The sequence below is a fragment of the Orrella dioscoreae genome, assembly GCF_900089455.2.
GTDB classification, from domain to species: Bacteria; Pseudomonadota; Gammaproteobacteria; order Burkholderiales; family Burkholderiaceae_B; genus Orrella; species Orrella dioscoreae.
Genome location: NZ_LT907988.1, coordinates 1,874,445 through 1,892,151, shown reverse-complemented (window position 1 = coordinate 1,892,151; position 17,707 = coordinate 1,874,445). Strand labels below are relative to the sequence as shown.

At 66.8% G+C, this 17,707-nt stretch carries 16 protein-coding genes and 4 tRNA genes; 8 read left to right on the top strand and 12 right to left on the bottom strand.

Features of this window, described 5'->3' with window-relative positions; translation table 11 throughout:
* Positions 1-75 precede the first annotated feature (75 nt).
* The 8 genes from ODI_RS08825 to rnr form a co-directional block, all read right to left on the bottom strand.
* Entirely contained in the window at positions 76-564 is a 489-nt protein-coding gene (locus ODI_RS08825) for an ExbD/TolR family protein (RefSeq protein ID WP_067753355.1), read from the bottom strand.
* Entirely contained in the window at positions 564-1,469 is a 906-nt protein-coding gene (locus tag ODI_RS08820; RefSeq protein WP_067753352.1) for a MotA/TolQ/ExbB proton channel family protein, read from the bottom strand. Before ODI_RS08820 ends, ODI_RS08825 begins: the two co-directional genes overlap by 1 nt.
* A gap of 4 nt (positions 1,470-1,473) precedes the next feature.
* Entirely contained in the window at positions 1,474-2,277 is an 804-nt protein-coding gene (locus ODI_RS08815) for an energy transducer TonB (protein WP_074046796.1), read from the bottom strand.
* Between the two features lie 214 nt (positions 2,278-2,491).
* Positions 2,492-2,567 (bottom strand) — tRNA-Val (locus ODI_RS08810).
* A gap of 243 nt (positions 2,568-2,810) precedes the next feature.
* On the bottom strand, positions 2,811-3,083 hold the full coding sequence (locus tag ODI_RS08805) for an HU family DNA-binding protein (protein WP_067753349.1): 273 nt from the start codon (positions 3,081-3,083) through the stop codon (positions 2,811-2,813).
* A 352-nt stretch (positions 3,084-3,435) separates the two neighbouring features.
* Positions 3,436-4,671 (bottom strand): cystathionine gamma-synthase family protein, encoded by a 1,236-nt coding sequence (locus tag ODI_RS08800; protein ID WP_067753346.1) that lies wholly within the window; start codon positions 4,669-4,671, stop codon positions 3,436-3,438.
* 65 nt (positions 4,672-4,736) lie between these two features.
* Positions 4,737-5,474: a 23S rRNA (guanosine(2251)-2'-O)-methyltransferase RlmB gene (gene rlmB, locus ODI_RS08795; RefSeq protein WP_067753343.1), complete on the bottom strand. Its 738-nt coding sequence runs from the start codon at positions 5,472-5,474 to the stop codon at positions 4,737-4,739.
* 84 nt (positions 5,475-5,558) lie between these two features.
* Positions 5,559-8,036, bottom strand: coding sequence for a ribonuclease R (rnr, locus tag ODI_RS08790; protein WP_067753340.1), 2,478 nt, complete (start codon positions 8,034-8,036; stop codon positions 5,559-5,561).
* 96 nt (positions 8,037-8,132) lie between these two features.
* Between rnr and ODI_RS08785 the strand changes: the two genes are divergently transcribed.
* From ODI_RS08785 to ODI_RS08770, 4 genes are all read left to right on the top strand, one after another.
* Positions 8,133-8,217 (top strand) — tRNA-Leu (locus ODI_RS08785).
* A gap of 123 nt (positions 8,218-8,340) precedes the next feature.
* Positions 8,341-8,425, top strand: a tRNA-Leu gene (locus ODI_RS08780).
* Between the two features lie 183 nt (positions 8,426-8,608).
* The gene (locus ODI_RS08775; RefSeq protein WP_074046795.1) at positions 8,609-11,563 is read left to right on the top strand and encodes an MHYT domain-containing protein; all 2,955 of its coding nucleotides are present in this window, start codon (positions 8,609-8,611) and stop codon (positions 11,561-11,563) included.
* Complete coding sequence (locus ODI_RS08770) at positions 11,560-12,654, top strand: HD domain-containing phosphohydrolase (RefSeq protein WP_067753337.1); 1,095 nt, start codon at positions 11,560-11,562, stop codon at positions 12,652-12,654. The genes ODI_RS08775 and ODI_RS08770 overlap by 4 nt, the downstream gene beginning before the upstream one ends.
* Before the next feature lie 10 nt (positions 12,655-12,664).
* Here ODI_RS08770 and ODI_RS08765 read toward each other — a convergent pair whose 3' ends face one another.
* A complete protein-coding gene (locus ODI_RS08765; protein WP_067753335.1) occupies positions 12,665-13,099 on the bottom strand; it encodes a GNAT family N-acetyltransferase in 435 nt (144 codons plus the stop codon).
* Between the two features lie 154 nt (positions 13,100-13,253).
* Here ODI_RS08765 and ODI_RS08760 point away from each other — a divergent pair, with 154 nt between their 5' ends.
* Complete coding sequence (locus tag ODI_RS08760) at positions 13,254-14,918, top strand: FMN-binding glutamate synthase family protein (RefSeq protein ID WP_067753332.1); 1,665 nt, start codon at positions 13,254-13,256, stop codon at positions 14,916-14,918.
* A gap of 27 nt (positions 14,919-14,945) precedes the next feature.
* Here the strand turns inward: ODI_RS08760 and ODI_RS08755 are convergent, their stop codons facing one another.
* A complete protein-coding gene (locus ODI_RS08755; protein WP_157929739.1) occupies positions 14,946-15,443 on the bottom strand; it encodes an ABZJ_00895 family protein in 498 nt (165 codons plus the stop codon).
* 242 nt (positions 15,444-15,685) lie between these two features.
* Here ODI_RS08755 and ODI_RS08750 point away from each other — a divergent pair, with 242 nt between their 5' ends.
* On the top strand, positions 15,686-16,237 hold the full coding sequence (locus tag ODI_RS08750; RefSeq protein ID WP_067753326.1) for a TetR/AcrR family transcriptional regulator: 552 nt from the start codon (positions 15,686-15,688) through the stop codon (positions 16,235-16,237).
* A complete protein-coding gene (locus tag ODI_RS08745) occupies positions 16,234-16,563 on the top strand; it encodes an SMR family transporter (protein ID WP_067753323.1) in 330 nt (109 codons plus the stop codon). The genes ODI_RS08750 and ODI_RS08745 overlap by 4 nt, the downstream gene beginning before the upstream one ends.
* 84 nt (positions 16,564-16,647) lie before the next feature.
* Here the strand turns inward: ODI_RS08745 and ODI_RS08740 are convergent, their stop codons facing one another.
* Both ODI_RS08740 and ODI_RS08735 read right to left on the bottom strand, forming a co-directional pair.
* Positions 16,648-16,851 carry a hypothetical protein gene (locus tag ODI_RS08740; protein WP_067753320.1) on the bottom strand — a complete coding sequence of 68 codons (204 nt, stop codon included), beginning with the start codon at positions 16,849-16,851 and terminating at the stop codon, positions 16,648-16,650.
* A 235-nt stretch (positions 16,852-17,086) separates the two neighbouring features.
* Positions 17,087-17,163 (bottom strand) — tRNA-Met (locus tag ODI_RS08735).
* A gap of 196 nt (positions 17,164-17,359) precedes the next feature.
* On the opposite strand from ODI_RS08735, the gene ODI_RS08730 reads away from it, so the two are divergent.
* Positions 17,360-17,701, top strand: a complete 342-nt coding sequence (locus tag ODI_RS08730; protein ID WP_067753317.1) for a DUF883 family protein — start codon at positions 17,360-17,362, stop codon at positions 17,699-17,701.
* The last annotated feature ends 6 nt before the right edge of the window (positions 17,702-17,707 follow it).

Here is a 17,707-nt window from a genome sequence, read left to right as displayed (position 1 = left end):
GCGCTTCCTGAAAGACAAAAAACAACGGGCCGCCCCAGGGGCGGCCCGTCAAGACGGCCGGACTGCGTGTTGCGCTCAGGGCGCGGCAGGCGTCTGCACCGCGGCGGCGCCCGTGCCCGTCGGCGCGGCGGCGGCAGCGCCATCGGCCGAGGCCGGCTGGGTCACGAAGCCGATACGGGCCATGCCGCCCCGGCGCGCGCTGGCCATGACCTTGGCCAGCACTTCATAGCGGGTGTTCACATCGGCACGGATACGCAGTTCGGGCTGGGGCTTTTCACCCGCGATCGCCGCGAAACGCGCCTGCAGCGCGTCCACCGCCACGGGCTGCTCGTCCCAGAAGATCTGGCCGGCGTCGTCGATGGCCAGGTCGATGACCTTGGGCTTCTCGTCGATCTGCTCGGCGCTGACCTGCGGCACGTTGATGCGGATCGAGTGCGCCATCAGCGGCGCCGTGATGATGAAGATCACCAGCAGCACCAGCATGACGTCGATCAACGGCACCATGTTGATCTCGGACATTGCGTGGCCGCCGCCCGACTTGCTGTCGAAGCTGCCAAAGGCCATTATTCGCTCCCCTTGCTACCCGGCACCGAGCGGCGCAGGGAACGCACCTTGCTGTCCGGGAACACCACCTGCTGGCCCGTCGAGAGGAAGGCGAACAGGTCGTGCGCGAAGGCGTCCAGGCGCGCCAGCAGCACGCGGTTGCTGCGCACGAAGGTGTTGTAGGCCAGCACCGCGGGAATGGCGACCGCCAGGCCCAGGCCCGTCATGATCAGCGCCTCGCCCACCGGGCCGGCGATGCGGTTGATGGTCATGCCTTCCGACATGCCGATGCCGACCAGCGCGTGGTACACGCCCCACACCGTGCCGAAGAGGCCGACGAAAGGCGCCGTGGAGCCCACCGAGGCCAGCACGGTCAGGCCGTTCTCGAGCTTGGCGGTTTCCTCGTCGATCACCTTGCGCATGGTGCGGGTGACGAACTCGCCGTTGGAACCGATTTCCTCCAGGCGCGTCGCGCCATACTTGGCGTGGTGCGTGCGCGCATGGACCGCATGGCTGGTCAGGTGCGAGAATGGGTCGTTCACGCCGTGGGTGCGCATTTCGTTCTCGACGCTTTCCAGCGAGGTCGAGTTCCAGAACGTGTTCAGGAACTGGTCTGAACGGCGGCGGGTGCGCATGTTCGAGATCGCCTTGACGACGATGAGGTACCACGTCACCAGCGACATCACGATCAGCACGATGAAGAGCCCCTTGCCCACCATGTCGCTTTGCGCAATGAAGTGCATGAAGCCCATCTGCGCGTCGGCGGCGGCGCCCCCCACGGCATTGGCCGCGGGCGCGAGGCTGTCGACGAGGGGTGCCGCAGGTGCAGCGGCAGGCGCAGCGGGCGCGGCAGCCGGCGCCACCTCAGCGGTGGAGGGAGTGGCCTGCGCCAGCATCGCGGCGGCGGCTTGCATCAGAATGGACATGTGATTACCTCAGGACAAAATCGTAGGGGACGATGGTTTCGGCGGGATACGGCACGCCGTTCTCGGTATAGGGCTTGAAGCGGCCTTTGCGCACGGCATCCAGCGCGGCCTCGTCCAGGCGCGGCGAACCCGAGGACTTCTCCACGGTCGCGCGCTCGACCCGGCCTTGGCGGTCGATCAGGATACGGATCAGCACCCGGCCTTCTTCGCGGCGCAATTGCGAAGCGCGGGGATACACCGCCATGGGCTGCCCGCCCAGGTAGTCGATGCGGCCGATCTGGCGGCGCTCATCGGGCGGGGGGCCCTGCTGCGGGCCTTGCGGCTTGCCTTCGCCTTGCGGCGTGCCGCTGGGCGGGGTTTCCACCTTGGGCGGCGCGGGATCGGGCTTGATCTCCGGCTTGACTTCGGGTTTCTTCACCTCGGGCTTGGGTTTCGGCTTGGGCTTGGGTTTCGGCTTCGGCGGCGCCTCGGGCACCGGCGGCGGCGTCACCTCGGGTTCGGGCTCAGGTTCCGGCTCGGGCTCTGGTTCTGGTTCCGGTTCGGGCTCGGGTTCCGGCTCGGGTTCAGGCTGCGCAACGGGCGCGGGCGGTTCGGGCAAAGGCTCGGCCTTGGCCTCCTGGGGATCGGGGCCGATTTCCACGAATCGCACCATGACGGCTTCGGGCTCAAGCATTTCGGGCTTGGAGCTGGAGGCCGTGAACAGGGCGCCAATGACCGCGGCGTGCAGGACCAGCACGGTCGTGCCGGCCACGATGCGCAACGCGGGGGAAAACTGCGATGACGCCCAGGCAGAACGGGAATGAGGCATGCAGGAGTATGCGTGAGAGCGGCAGCCCCTGGCACGCGAGCGCCCGGCAGCTGGCCAGTGAATCCAGCCAGAGATAGTAATTTAAATACGACTTATTCGCAAACAAGTTGCAGCAATTCCGCTTGTGGCGTATCAAGGGCGCGCGAACAGGCGCGGCGCCAAGCCGAAAGCAGAGCCGGGATCCCAGGGGGAAAGAAGCAAAAGGGAAAGTAAGTGGTGGGTGCTACAGGGGTCGAACCTGTGACCTACGCCTTGTAAGGGCGCCGCTCTACCAACTGAGCTAAGCACCCCTTTTGCGAATGGCAAGCCAGCGCGTTGCGCGGGCCAGGGGCCACTTGATGCGTACCGGCGGATGGCCCGCGACGGTGTCGTGGAAGACTGCCTGTGACGCCCGGGAAAACAGAGGCTCTGCAACCCGGCGATGCGCTGCCCCATGCAGACAGCGGCGCCACAAAAAACTACGCGGTCCGGATTCTACCGGACCGCGTAGTTTGGAGCAAACCGCGGCACGCCGCGGTTTGGCGCATCAACACTTAGTTGACGGCGTCCTTCAGGGCCTTGCCCGGACGGAACTTCGGCACCTTGGCCTTCTTGATCTTGATGGTTTCGCCGGTGCGCGGGTTGCGGCCGGTGCGCGCAGCGCGGGCGGTCACGGCGAACGTGCCGAAACCCACCAGGGTGACCGTGCCGCCCTTCTTCAGGGTGGTCTTGACGGCGCCGATCAGGGCGTCCAGCGCACGGCCGGCTGCAGCCTTGGAGATGTCGGATTTGCTGGCAATGTGGTCGATAAGTTCGGTTTTGTTCATTACAGGTTTACCCCTCACAAGGTACAAAAATACAAGGTTTGTCGTTCAGCATAGCCGGCCCGCAATCGGCCCGCGGATTCACGCGCGGGACGCTTGCGTGGCATAACAGAAACGGGCTGCCAAGCAAAAAAGTTTTGAAGCCGCTGAATTAAAGCCACCACACCGGACGAAACCGCGCAAACGTTCCGTCTCGGCGCAGAGGCGTATTAGGCCTCGCCCCCAGGCGGCTGTCAAGCAAAAAACACACGACAAGCCGCGTGTTTACTGGCTTTGCGCCGCATCAACGTCATTTGAATATGACTGTCAGTTGCCATGCCCGCAAGCGCAAAAAAACGGGACGAAGCCAAACCGATCAGGCACCGCGCAGCGCGCGGTCAAAATCGTCGATCAGGTCCGCTTCGTCTTCAATGCCGATCGACACGCGGATCAGGCTGTCGGCAATACCCATTTGGGCGCGCCGTTGCGCACCCATCTCGTAATAGATGGTGTGCGCCGCAGGCAAGGCCAGCGTACGGGTATCTCCCAGATGGGTTGCCAGCGCAACGACCGACAGACGGTTCAGGAAATCGAAGCAATCGATGCCCTCGGCAAGCTCGATGCCCATCAGCGCGCCATGGCGGCCACGGAACAGTTCGCCTGCGCGGACGTGCTGCGGGTGCGAGGGCAAACCCGGATAGTGCACGCGCGCCACGCCCGGATGCTCGACCAGGTAGCGGGACAGCGCCAGCGCGTTGGCGCAGGCACGGTCCATGCGCAAGGCCAGCGTCTCGGCGCCCACTGCGATGCGATGCGCGGGCTCGGCGGCCAGCGTGCCGCCCATGTCGCGCAGTCCCTTCTTCTTGATCTGGGTAAGCCCCCAGGTGGTCGAGGGCCCGTTCTGGTAGGACTCGAAAATGTTCGGATGCCCCTTCCAATCGAAGAGCCCGGTGTCGGTGACCGACCCGCCCAGCGCGTGGCCGTGGCCGCCGATGTACTTGGACAGCGAATTCATCACCAGCGCGGCGCCCGCGTCGCGGCCCTTGAACAGCCAGGGCGACGTCAGCGTGTTGTCGATGACGTAGACCAGGCCCGCGCGGCCGCACAGGGCGCCGATGCCCATGAGGTCGGCGATCTGGGTGCCGGGGTTGGCGATGGTTTCGACGAATACCATGCGGGTGTTGGGCCGGATGGCGGCCTCCACTTGCGCAACGTCCGTGGCGTCGACCATCGTTACCTCGACGCCCAGTTCCTGCAGCGTGCCCAGCAGGCTGTTCGTGTTGCCGAAGATGTACTGGCTGGACACCAGGTGATCGCCGCGGCGCAGCAAGGTCGTGAAGATGGCGGCCAGCGCGGCCATGCCGGTGGCGAAGGACACCGTGCCGGCGCCCGACTCCATCGCCGTGATCTTCGCCTCCAGCGCCATCGTGGTGGGCGTGCCCTGGCGCGCATAGCTGAAACCGGACTTGCCCTGGAACACGGCCGTCAATTCGCGCGCGTCCTTATAGGCATATTCCGAGGAAGGGTGCATGGGCTTGTGGACCGCGCCATGTTCGACGCCCTGGCGTCGGTCGCCGTGCAGGATGGTGGTGGTAAAGCCGTGCTTGCTCATGATGCAACGTCCAGGTGCTTTCTTTATTTATTGGCGGGGTGGCCGCCGCCCGGCGGCCACCGGTATCAGGGCTGGCGCTGGCGCACCGTCTCGTACAGGCAGACGGCGCTGGCCACGCTGACGTTCAGGCTTTCGACCGACCCCTGCATGGGGATCTGCACCAGGCGGTCGCAGGTCTCGCGCGTCAGGCGGCGCATGCCCTCGCCTTCCGCGCCCATCACCCAGGCCATGGGCAGCTTGGCGTCCACATCGTGGATGGTGTCCTGCGACTGGTCATCGGTGCCGACCAGCCAGACGCCGCGATCCTTCAGCTCGCGCATGGTCCGCGCAAGATTGGTGACCATCAGGTAGGGCACGGTGTCGGCCGCGCCGCAGGCGACGCGCGCCACCGTGGCGTTGAGCCCCACCGCGCGATCTCGCGGCGCGATGACCGCGTGCACGCCCGCCGCATCGGCGGTGCGCAGGCAGGCGCCCAGATTGTGCGGATCGGTCACGCCATCGAGGATCAGCAGGAACGGCACGGCGTTCGCCGTCTCCAGGACTTCATCCAGGTCCACGGCCAGGCTGCGCGCGTCGGCCAGCGCCACCACGCCCTGGTGGCGCGTGCCGCGTGCCAGGCCATCGAGGCGCTCGGCATTGACCGCATGCACCGGACGCTGCGCGCGCTCGGCCTGCTCGAGCAGGGACAGCATGCGCTTGTCGCGGCGCTGGCCGTCGTAATAGATGTCCTTGACCGAGTCGGGCGCGTGGCGCAAGCGCGCCACCACCGCATGAAAACCGGCCAATACCTGGGATGCTGCCATGTCGTCCTGAAATGTAAGTCGTGTCGATAGGAAGGATAGTAGTGGATGGGCGGACATCCGCCCGCCCATCCCGCCGTGCTGCCGTTACCTGCGCTTGCGGCTGGCGGACTTCTTGCCCGCCGGCGAGGCCGCCGGACGCGCCGCCTGCTGCGCGCTCTTCTTGGCCTGGGCGCGGCGCTCCTTGGCCGTGGTGCCGCGCAACGGCGCCGGCTTGGCGGAGGCCGCCTTCTTCACGCGGCGCGGCGCGGGCTCTTCGCCGCGGCCCGCGGCGCGGCGCAAGGCGTCGAAGCTCGTGCCAGGCACCAGGCGAAACTCGATGCGGCGCGCCTCCAGGTCCACGCGCGACACTTGCACCTGGACCTTGTCGGTCAGGCGATAGCGCATGCCGGTGCGCTCGCCACGCAGTTCGTGCAGCGCCTCGTTGAACTGGAAGTATTCGCCGCCCAGCTCGGACACGTGCACCAGGCCTTCGACGTGCAGCGTCTCGAGCGTGACGAAGATGCCGAAGCTTGCCACGCCCGTCACGCGGCCGCTGAAGGTCTCGCCCACGCGTTCCTTCACGAACCAGCACTTGAGCCAGGCCTCGACATCGCGCGAGGCCTCGTCGGCGCGGCGCTCGTTGGCCGACAGCAGCAGGCCCAGGCGTTCCCAGACGGCATGCTCCTGCTCGCGCGCCGTGGCGGCCAGCGCGACGGCGTGGTTTTCCACCTGCGGCACATAGCGGCGCGTCTGCAGCAGCGACTTGATGACGCGGTGCGTCAGCAGGTCGGGATAGCGGCGGATGGGCGACGTGAAGTGCGTGTAGGCGTCGTACGCCAGGCCGAAGTGCCCGACGTTGTCGGGGCTGTACATGGCCTGCTGCATCGAGCGCAGGCACATGGTCTGCAGCAGCTGGTAGTCCGGCCGCGCGCGGGCGGCTTCCAGCAGCTTCAGGTAATCCTTGGCGGTGGGATCCTCGCCGCCGCCCAGCGACAGGCCCGCGGTGCGCAGGAACTCGCGCAGCGCCTGCAGGCGCTCGGTGGTCGGTCCTTCATGGATGCGGTAGAGCCCCGGATGCTTGCTGCGCGCCATGAAGTCGGCAGCGCAGGTGTTGGCCGCCAGCATGCACTCCTCGATCAGCTTATGCGCATCGTTGCGGACGTAAGGCGCGATCTGTTCGATCTTGCCCAGTTCGTTGCAGACGATCTTCGTCTCGATGGTGTCGAAATCGATGGCGCCACGCGTGCGGCGCGATTGCGCCAGCAATTGATAGAGTTCATACAGATCCTGCACATGCGGCAACACGCCCGGCAGCGAACGCGCCGCCGGCCCCTCGGGTTGCTGCAGCGCCCCCCACACCTGGGTGTAGGTGGTGCGGGCGTGCGAGTGGATGACCGCGTTGTAGAACTGGTAGGCCGTGATCGTGCCGGCCTTGGCGCCCGAGGCAGGAATCACCATGTCGCAGACCAGCACCAGGCGGTCGACGTCGGGATTCAGCGAGCACAGCCCGTTGGACAGCTTTTCCGGCAGCATCGGAATGACGCGGCGCGGGAAATAGACGCTGGTGCCGCGCTCGACGGCGTCGGCATCGAGGTGGTCGCCAGGCTGGACGTAATGGCTGACGTCGGCGATGGCCACCAGCAGGCGCCAGGCCGGGCGCTTGCGCGAGCCAGTGCCCAGTTCGATGGCTTCGCAGTAGACCGCGTCGTCGAAGTCGCGCGCGTCCTCGCCGTCGATGGTGATGAACGGCACGTCGCGCAGGTCGATGCGGTCCTTCAGGTCGGACTTGCGCACGACGTCGGGCAGGCGGTCGGCCTGCTTCAGCGCGCCCTCCGAGAAATCGACCGGCACGTCGAACTTGCGCACGGCGATCTCGATTTCCATGCCGGGATCGTCGATCTCGCCCAGCACCTGCGACACGCGGCCCAGCGGCTGGCTGTGGCGGGTGGGCTGCTCGATGATGTCGACGGTGACGACCTGGCCATGCTGGGCATCGCCGGTTTCACCAGGCGGCACCAGGATGTCGTGCTTGATGCGCTGGTCTTCCGGCACCACGATGGAGAGGCCCCGCTCGTTCAGGAAGCGGCCCACCAGCTTGTTGGTGCGGCGCTCGATCACCTCGACGATGGTGCCGTCGGGCTTGCCGCGGTATTCGCCGGTGGGCTTCACCAGCACGCGGTCGCCGTGCAGCACCTTCTGCATTTCACGCGGCGACAGGAAGATGTCGGGACCGGCGCCGTCGTCGCGCACCAGGAAGCCGAAGCCGTCGCGGTGGCCCAGCACCTTGCCGGGCACGAAGTCCAGTTTGTTCGCCAGCAGCAGCACGCCCTTGCGGTTGGGCATCAGTTGCCCGTCACGCTCCATGGCGTTCAGGCGCCGCTCGAAGCCCTTCAAGGTGCCCGGGCGGGTCAGTTTCATGCGCTCGGCCAGTTCGGCCGGCTCGAGAGGTGCGCCCGCGTCCCGCAAGGCAGCCAGGATGGCCTCGCGACTGGGGACGTCAGGGTCGAAGTCGGGGGGGAGATCGGGCGAAACCGACGCGGTTCTGTTGTTACTGTTTGCGTTACTGTTCGATCGATTTGCCAAAATTGAAAAGTCTCTTATATAATGCGCAGCTTCGGAAGTTTAGCACTGCAAGTACGCGGCACTGACGACCGAAGCGCTAGACCAGATTGCTTTAGAGCCCAGGTGGCGGAATTGGTAGACGCGCATGGTTCAGGTCCATGTGCCGCAAGGTGTGGAGGTTCGAGTCCTCTCCTGGGCACCACAAGATTCTAAAGCAAGCAGTAAGGCAAAGCAGCAAAAAACCGGGCAGGCCGTATCGCCCTGGTTTCAGCAAGGCAGTAAAACAAGCAGTGAAGTGATGCGTTAGCAATAACAAGTCAGCAGTGCCCAGGTGGCGGAATTGGTAGACGCGCATGGTTCAGGTCCATGTGCCGCAAGGTGTGGAGGTTCGAGTCCTCTCCTGGGCACCACCCAAACAGCATCACGCAGGTCGCGTCATCGCGCTTGCACAAACAGAAACCCGCGATGGCGGGTTTTTTGTTGTCCGGCCCTCTCCACTAAAAGGCCACTAAAGGCCAGCCGATGCGCGCCGTTAACGTCAGGCACGCGCCTTTGCGCCATGTGTCTCGACAAGAACAACGCATAGGTGGGTAATGGGAGGTTTCTTCCTCGATTCGTCGGTCGACGCGCTACAGCAGGTCGCCGGCACGCATAACTCGTGGCTGGTGGCACTCTCCATCCTGGTGGCGATCTTTTCCGCCAGCATGGCCCTGCAGACCACCCATATCGCCCGCGCCTCCGATCTCCCCCTGCACCGCCAGATCGCCATCGGCACGGGCTCGTTCGCGCTGGGCGGCGGCATCTGGACCATGCACTTCATCGGCATGCTGTCCTTTGAACTGTGCACCACGGTCCAATACGACCCCGGCCTCACGCTGCTCTCCATCCTGCCAGGCTGGGCGGCATCGTGGGTCGCGCTGCAGATACTCGCGCGTCCCCGCGTCTCCACCCCCCACCTGATACTGGGCGGCGTGCTGGTCGGCGCGGGCATCGGCACCATGCACTACAGCGGCATGGCCGCCATGCAGATGGCGCCGCAACTGCGCTACGACCCCCTCATGTTCGCCCTCTCGCTGGCGGTGGCGGTGGGCCTGGCCATCCTCTCGCTCTGGATCCGCTTCCGCCTGCTGCGCACACGCCTCACGCAAACCCAGCGCCTGGTCGTGGCCGGCACCGTCATGGGCCTGGCGATCTCGGGCATGCACTACACCGGCATGGCGGCCGCGCGCGTCATCGGCATGAGCGAGACGCCGCAGATCGCGCTGGTGTTCAACAGCACCTTCGTCTCGGTGATGCTGTCCACCTTCACCATCACGCTCACGGTGTTCGTCACCGCGGCCAACGGCCTGCTGCGCTATCGCCAGCTGTACCGGAAGATGGAGGACAGCGAGTCCCGCATGCGCGCCGTCGTGGAGACGGCCGTCGACGGCATCCTGACCATCGACGGGCGCGGCATCATCCAGGCCTTCAACCCGTCCGCCGAGCGCCTCTTCGGCTGGCAGGCGCGCGAGGTCATCGGCCGCAACATCAAGATGCTGATGCCGGAACCCGACCAGTCGCGCCACGACAGCTATCTCAGCAACTACCTGCGCTCGGGCGAAGCCAAGATCATCGGCTCGGGCCGCGAAGTGACCGGCCTGCGCAAGGATGGCAGCCTGATTCCCATGCGCCTGGCGGTGGGCCAGGTCGACCTGCCCGGCGAAGCGCTCTTCGTGGGCTTCGTCAGCGACATCACCCAGCGCAAGGAACTGGAATCGTCGCTGCGCGTAACGGCGGCGCGCGCGGAACAGGCCGCCACGGCCAAAAGCACCTTCCTGGCCACGATGAGCCACGAAATCCGTACACCGATGAACGCCATCATCGGCTTCACCGAACTGCTGCTGAAAAGCGAGATGAATGCGCTGCAGCGCAGCCACCTGAATACCGTGCGCCAATCGGCGCGCTCGCTGCTGGCGCTGCTCAACGATATTCTCGACACCACCAAGCTCGAGCGCGGCACCTTCCAGCTGGAGGGCCTGGACTTCTCGCTGAAGGCGGTGGCCGAACAGGTGATCGCCTCGCTGCGCCTGAGCGCGCAGGCGCGCGACCTGACCCTGACGCTGGACTATCCCGCCGACATGTCGCCCTTCTACAAGGGCGACCCCCTGCGGCTGCAACAGGTGCTGACCAACCTGCTGGGCAATGCGCTCAAGTTCACCGAGCAAGGCCAGGTAACGCTGCGCTTCGCCACCCTGGACGGCATGGTGCACATCCAGGTCAGCGACACCGGCATCGGCATGACCCCCGAGCAGGCCGACAAGATCTTCGAACCCTTCGTGCAGGCCGATGCCTCCATCAGCCGCCGCTTCGGCGGCACCGGCCTGGGCACCACGATCGTGCGCCAGCTGGTGGAACTGATGGGCGGGTCCATCCGCGTGGAAAGCGAAATCGGCCTGGGCAGCACCTTCCATGTCCTGTTGCCGCTGCGGCTCGGACACGCCCCGGAACCCGCGCGCGCCGACAGCGACAGCATGCCGCTGCCGCCGCTCAGCATCCTCGCGGCCGACGACGTGCCGCAGAACCTGGAACTGCTGACGCTGATCCTGCGTGACGGCGGCCATCGCCTCACCATCGCGCGGGACGGCAACGAAGTGCTCGCGCGCTTTGGCGAGCAGCGCTACGACGTGGTGCTGATGGACGTGCACATGCCCGGCACTGACGGCCTGGACGCTACCCGCCACATCCGCCAACGCGAACAGGCGCAGGGCCTGACGCCCACGCCCATCATTGCGCTGACGGCCAGCGTCATGGATTCGGACCGGCGCGCAGCGCGCCAGGCCGGCATGGACGGCTTCGCGGTCAAGCCGCTGGACGCACCGCGCCTGATCGCGGAAATCGCACGCGTGCTGGCGGGTGATCGCCTGCCGGCCCAGGGCGCGCGCAACCCGTCAGCCCGGGCCCAGGCGGCCCGCCAGGCCATCGACTGGCCCGCCGGCATCGCCCTGTGGGGAAGCGCCCCGCGGTTGGCACGTGCCATCGAAGGCTTCCTCGCCCAGCAGCCCGAGCGCCATCCGCTGCCCAAGGACACCGAAATTTCGCCTGACGGGGCCGCCGCGCTGGAGAGCCTGCATGGCCTGCGCGGCGCTGCCGGCAACCTGGGAATGACCGTCGTGGCCGACATCGCCGCCCAGCTGGAACTGCGCATCCGCGGCGGGCAGCGCGAGGACCTGGGCCTGCACATCGAGGCGCTGCGGCAGGCGCTGGCCGATGCCGACGCCGCGCTGCATGCCTCGCCAGCCCTGGCCGAGGCCCGGCAGCACCCTCCCAGCCCTTGCGTGCCGCGCGCCGAAGTGCGGGCCCGCGTCGATGAGCTGCTGGACTGCGTGGACCGGGGCGAACTGAACGATGCCGCGCTGGAAGCCGTCTGCGAACACTTGCGCGCCAGCGGTGAACCTGCGCTGTGCCATACCCTGCGCGATGCTCTGGACAGCTTCGAATTCGACGACGCCAGGAAAATGCTTCGCACCCTGCAAGACCGGCTGGACCGGGACGACAAGGACTCGCCATGACCCAGTTGCGAGACACGCGCCAGACCCTGCTGCTGGTGGACGACGAACCCATCAACCTGCAGGTGCTGAACCACACCCTGCAGCAGGACTACCGCCTGCTGTTCGCCAAGGACGGCAACAAGGCGCTGGCGCTGGCGCGCGCCGAGCTGCCCGACCTGGTCCTGCTGGACATCATGATGCCGGGCACCTCCGGCTATGACGTCTGCCAGGCCCTGAAGGCAGACCCCGCCACCGCCGGCATTCCCGTCATCTTCGTCACGGCGCTGACCGGCGACGCGCACGAGGAGCGCGGCTTCGCGCTGGGCGCCGTGGACTACATCACGAAGCCGTTCAGTCCCGCCATCGTCAAGGCGCGCGTGCGCACCCACCTGTCGCTGGTACAGGTCGACGTGCTGCGCAACACCCGGCTGCAGATCGTGCAATGCCTGGGCATGGCTTCCGAGTACAAGGACAACGAAACCGGCATGCACGTGGTGCGCATGAGCCACTATGCCCACCGGCTGGCCCTGGCGGCGGGCTACACCGCCGCCCAGGCCGAGGACGTGCTGCACGCGGCGCCCATGCACGACGTGGGCAAGATCGGCATTCCCGACGCCATCCTGCAAAAACCCGGCAAGCTGACGGGCCCCGAATGGGACGTCATGCGCCGTCATGCGGAAATTGGCGCGCGCATCATCGGCGAACACGAAACGGGCCTGCTGCGGCTGGCCCGCACGATCGCGCTGCACCACCATGAGAAATGGGATGGCACGGGTTACCCGCAAGGCCTGCGCGGGGAGGAAATTCCGCACGTGGCGCGCATCGTCGCCATCGCCGACGTGTTCGACGCCCTGACCAGCGCCCGCCCCTACAAGCCCGCCTGGCCGCTGGAAGAGGCGCTGGACCTGATCCGCCGCGAAGGCGGCAAGCATTTCGACCCCGTGCTGGCGGAGCTGTTCCTGGGCTGCCTGCCCGAGATCCTGCTGATCAGGGAGCGCTGGGCCGACCGGGAAGGACTGTTCGACGACCTGGCGGCGGCCCCCTCGGTGGCCGCCGCCGCGGCAGCGGCAGCCGCCCAGAGCGCGTCGGAGACGCTCCGCCCCTCAGCCTGAGCCCGCCCGTCTACAGGTCACGCACCATCAGCACGTGATCGATGCCTGCTTCCTCGAAGGTCTCGCCTTCGGCCTGGAAGCCGTGGGCCTCGTAGAACCCCTGCGCGTGGGTCTGCGCATGCAGCGCCAGCTTCCGGTGAGCCAGCCCCCTTCCCTCTTCGATGAGCGCGTCCAGGATCAGGCCGCCGACACCCAGGCCACGCGCGGCGCGGCGCACCGCCATGCGGCCGATGTGTCCGTCCGGCAGCAGGCGGCCCGTGCCCAGCGGCTCGCCGTTTTCGCCGTAGGCCACGGCATGGACGGACACCGCATCCATGTCATCCAGCTCGATGTCGGCCGGCACCGCCTGCTCCAGCACGAAGACCTCGTGGCGCACGCCATAGGCGTCATCGCGCAGCCGGTCCCAGGTGCCAAGGACGATGCGGGGAGGAAGGGCTTGCGGCATGGAAAGGAAGGCTCCGGGTCGGATGGAAGCCGTATTATCGCCCGCCGCGCTTGCTCCAGCCAGGCTGGGACGATACGCTGGCACGCGACGCGGGACCTGGCCAGCCAGGCTGCCCGCCGTCCTGAACAGCAAGGCACGCCTAGGAGAAATGACGATGAATGTCCTGGTACCCCGCTATGCCACCCTGGCGCTCGTCGCGCTGGGCACGCTGGCCGGTTGGTTGCTGGCGGGCCGCGGCCTGGGGTGGCTGTGGCTCGCCCTGCCCTGTACGGCCTTGCTGCTGCTGGGCCTGTATGACCTGGCACAGACGCGCCACGCCATCCGCCGCAACTATCCGGTGCTGGGCAACCTGCGCTTTCTCTTCGAGCTGATCCGGCCCGAGATCCGCCAGTATTTCCTGGAGGACGACACCAACGCCGCGCCGTTCTCCCGCGCGCAACGCTCGCTGGTGTACCAGCGCGCCAAGCAGGAAATCGACAAGCGTCCTTTCGGCACGCAGCATGACGTGTACGGGGACGGCTATGAATGGATCAACCATTCGATGACGCCCACGCAGGTCACCGACAGCGACTTCCGCGTGACGGTGGGCGGCCCGGACTGCACCCAGCCCTATGCCATGTCGGTGCTGAACATTTCGGCCATGAGTTTCGGCGCGCTGTCTGGCAACGCCATCCACGCGCTGAACGAAGGCGCGCGCCAGGGCGGCTTCGCCCACGACACCGGCGAGGGCGGCATCAGCGTGCACCATCGCACGCCGGGCGGCGACCTGGTCTGGAACATCGGCTCGGGCTATTTCGGCTGCCGCGACGAGCACGGCGGCTTTTCCGACGAGGCCTTCGCGCGCAACGCCACGCTGCCGCAGGTCAGGATGATCGAGATCAAGCTGTCCCAGGGCGCCAAGCCCGGCCACGGCGGCATCCTGCCCGGCCCGAAGGTCACGCTTGAGATCGCGGAAGCCCGCGGCGTGAAACCCTGGCAGGACTGCAATTCGCCGTCCGCCCACGGCGCCTTCCGCAACCCGATCGAGCTCATGCACTTCGTGGCCAGGCTGCGCCGCCTGTCGGGCGGCAAGCCCGTGGGCATCAAGTTCTGCGTGGGACACCCATGGGAATGGTTCGCCATCACCAAGGCCATGCTGGAGACCGGCATCTCGCCAGACTTCGTCGTGGTCGACGGCGGCGAAGGCGGCACCGGCGCCGCGCCCGTGGAATTCGTCGACCACGTCGGCACGCCCCTGCGCGAAGCGCTGCGCCTGGTGCACAACACCCTGGTGGGCGTGGGCCTGCGCGACCGCGTGAAGATCGGCGCCTCGGGCAAGATCATCTCGGCTTTCGACGTGGCACGCACGCTGGCGTTGGGCGCCGACTGGTGCAACGCGGCGCGCGGCTTCATGTTTGCCATCGGCTGCATCCAGGCGCAGGCCTGCCACACCGACAAATGCCCGACGGGCGTCGCCACGCAGGATCCGCTGCGCCAGCGCGCGCTGGTCGTGCCCGACAAGTCGCGGCGCGTGGCGAACTTCCATCGCAACACGCTGCACGCGCTGGCCGAACTGCTGTCGGCCGCCGGCATCTCGCATCCTTCGGCATTGCGCCCGCACCACATCGCACGGCGCGTGTCGGATGGCGAAGTGCGGCTGCTGTCGGCGCTGGTGCCCGACCTGATGCCGGGCGAACTGCTGAGCGGGGAGTTCCGCCACACGATCTATCGGGCGGCCTGGCCCATGGCCCGCGCAGACAGCTTTGCACCTGCCTATGACCTGGGGGATGCGCTGTCACGCATGCATGCGGCGTCGGCAAAGGCCGAGCAGGCGGCCTGATCGCAATCAGGCCGCGGGGGGAGAGGATCAGGCGCTGGCGGACGGCAGGTGATCCGTGCCATTCGTGGCCACCGATTCATCCACCCTCATCACGGCCGCCGAGTCGCGAGCGGCGCGCACGGCCTGCGCGGCGGACGCACGGCGGGGCGCAACGCCCCAGGCCGCGCGCATGAGGCGCCACAGCAGCGCGGCGTACATCGGCACGGTCAACCAGGCGCCGCCCAGCAAGAGGTTGCGCGTGGCGAGATCCTGCGCGGGGAACGGGCTGCTGGGCAGCAGCATGAGGCTGAAGGCGGTATTCACGCCCACCACCACTGCCGTCATGCCCGCCAGGGCGACGCGGCGCTCGGCGCGCGTGGGGTGGCGCGTGTTGGCGCGCAGGTAGCGGCGGCATTGCCAGGGCACGATCAGCCACAGCAATGCGATGGCCACGACCGTGTCCGGCACCCCGGCCAGCGTCGCGGCGATGAGCCCCAGGCACATCGCCGGGCACCAGCCCAGGCAGAATCCAACGAGTAAGCGCACGACTGCCATCCTGGCTCCGCGATTCCGGTTTTATTGTTGCTCCTTGCTTACTAGACGCTTGGGCGCTGGCAAAAGTGCAAGTTGTCATAAAAGATTCATCATGCGGAGCTAGGAGAGGAAACGCCCAGTTACGCATCCTGGGTGCCCTGAGGTCATTCCTCCCGGCTGCGATGCGGACGGTACCCATCCGGCCGGGCGCATCATGCCCGCGAACATTACGATCGTAATGTTATGCTGCCGCCATGTGCGCAGACATCCATCGCCCCAAGCAGCCCGACCTCGTGCGCGCCCGCCTGCTGGCGGCCGGCGCCGCTCTGCTCGCCCAGGGAGACGCCGTCTCCATCGGCAAGGTCGCCGCACTGGCGGATGTCACCAAGGGCGCGGTCCAGCACCACTTCGCGACGCGCGACGCGCTGGTGCAGGCCATCTACGACGATCTGCTGGCCAGGTTCGAGCGCCAGCTGGCCGACTGCACGACGGCGCGCTCGCCCGCCGGCCGCTATGTGCAAGCCACGCTTGCCCTGGCCACCGACCCGGCCCCCGCCGCGCTGTGGCGCGCCCTGCTGGCCGCCTCCGCGGCCGAGCACCGCGTGGCGCAACGCTGGTCGGCCTGGGTGGCGTCGGACCGTGCGAAGGAAGGATCGAACGCGAACAAGCTCATTGCCCGCCTGGCGGCGGACGGCCTGTGGCTGTCCGAGACACTGGGCACCTATTCCCTGTCCGACGCCGAACGCGCCTCGCTGGCGCGCGCGCTGCGGACGCTTGCCGATGATGAAGAGGACACCAACCGATGAATCCGTATGTCTTGCTGGGCGGCGCCATCGTCTTTGAAGTGGTGGCGACGACGTTGCTGAAGGCCTCGGATGGGTTTTCACGCCTGTGGCCGAGCGTGGGCACGATCCTGGGCTATGCCGTGTCGTTCTACCTGTTGTCGCTGACGCTGAGGACGGTGCCGACGGGGATCGCGTATGCGATCTGGTCGGGGGTGGGCGTGGTGCTGATTTCGCTGGCTGCCTGGGCGGTGTACGGGCAGAAGCTGGATACCGCGGCGGTGGCGGGGATTGCGCTGATCGTGAGCGGGGTGCTGGTGATCAATCTGTTTTCGAAGGCCGGGCATTGAAAGGAGCCCTCCGCCCAGCGGCCTGCGATTGCTGGCAGCGCCCGCCCGGCCGCCCCCCCCCCTGCCGGCGGGCTCATGCCGCGATCAATCCCACCAGACGATGGTCAGTGCGTATTTCACTTCCTTGCCGTCGACGATGCGGACACGGGTTTCGTAGTGCTCGTCGTCCGTGTTGACCATGGCATTCCATTCGGCCACGTCCACCCACTCGCCGGTGGGAAGGGGTTCCTGGACCCATTCAGGACTGCCTCGGTCCCAGTCAACGGTGTAATGCTCAAGCTTGTCCATGTTTTTCTCTTGCCCCATGCATCCGAGGCGTGTCTGTCAGTGGGTGGGAAGGGAAATGCTGTCTTTGTCGCGGGCAGGTCCAACGGAAACAATTCCGAAAGAGAGTGAGCGTTTGAAATCAGCCATCCGGCCAAGTTCCGGCCCTCGCCTGCCCAAAAAAGGCGGCAATGCCAGGACAATACCTGCCCACGCCCAAAACAAAAGCGCCCGCTTACGCGGGCGCCCTTGAGGATACTGGTGGCGCATCCCTGATTCGAACAGGGGACCTGCGGATTATGATTCCGTCGCTCTAACCGGCTGAGCTAATGCGCCTTCGGAAAACCGAAGACCGAGATTCTAGCACGGTTTTCCCGATTTGCATCAAGCCCGTATGTTGGCCGGGCCACGGGCCAATCCCGTGCGATACGGGCGCTTACGGCTCGTAGCCAACCGCACAGCCCCCGCGGCGCGGTGATCGGCACAATGAACACATTCTCCGGACTTCAGAACTTCTCAAAGGAGCCACGATATGTTCAGCCTTCACCGCAACAAGCCCGTCCGTCATCGTGACAACATGGAACGCAGCTTCCGCGACCTGCTTTCGAGCACGGAAGACCTGCTGCGCTCGACCGCCGCCCACACCAGCGAGGAAGTCGACGGCGCCCGCGCCCGACTGAAGCGCCAACTGGCTCACGCCCGCGAACGCGCCCATGACTGGGAAGAAGTGGCCCTGGCCCGCACCGGCCAGGCCGCGCGCGCCGCGGACGACTACGTGCACGCCAATGTCTGGAAGTCGGTGGGCGCGGTGGCCGTGGTCGGCATCGTCATCGGCTGCCTGGCCGCATCGGCCTGCCTGGGCAAGCGCTACTGAACACGC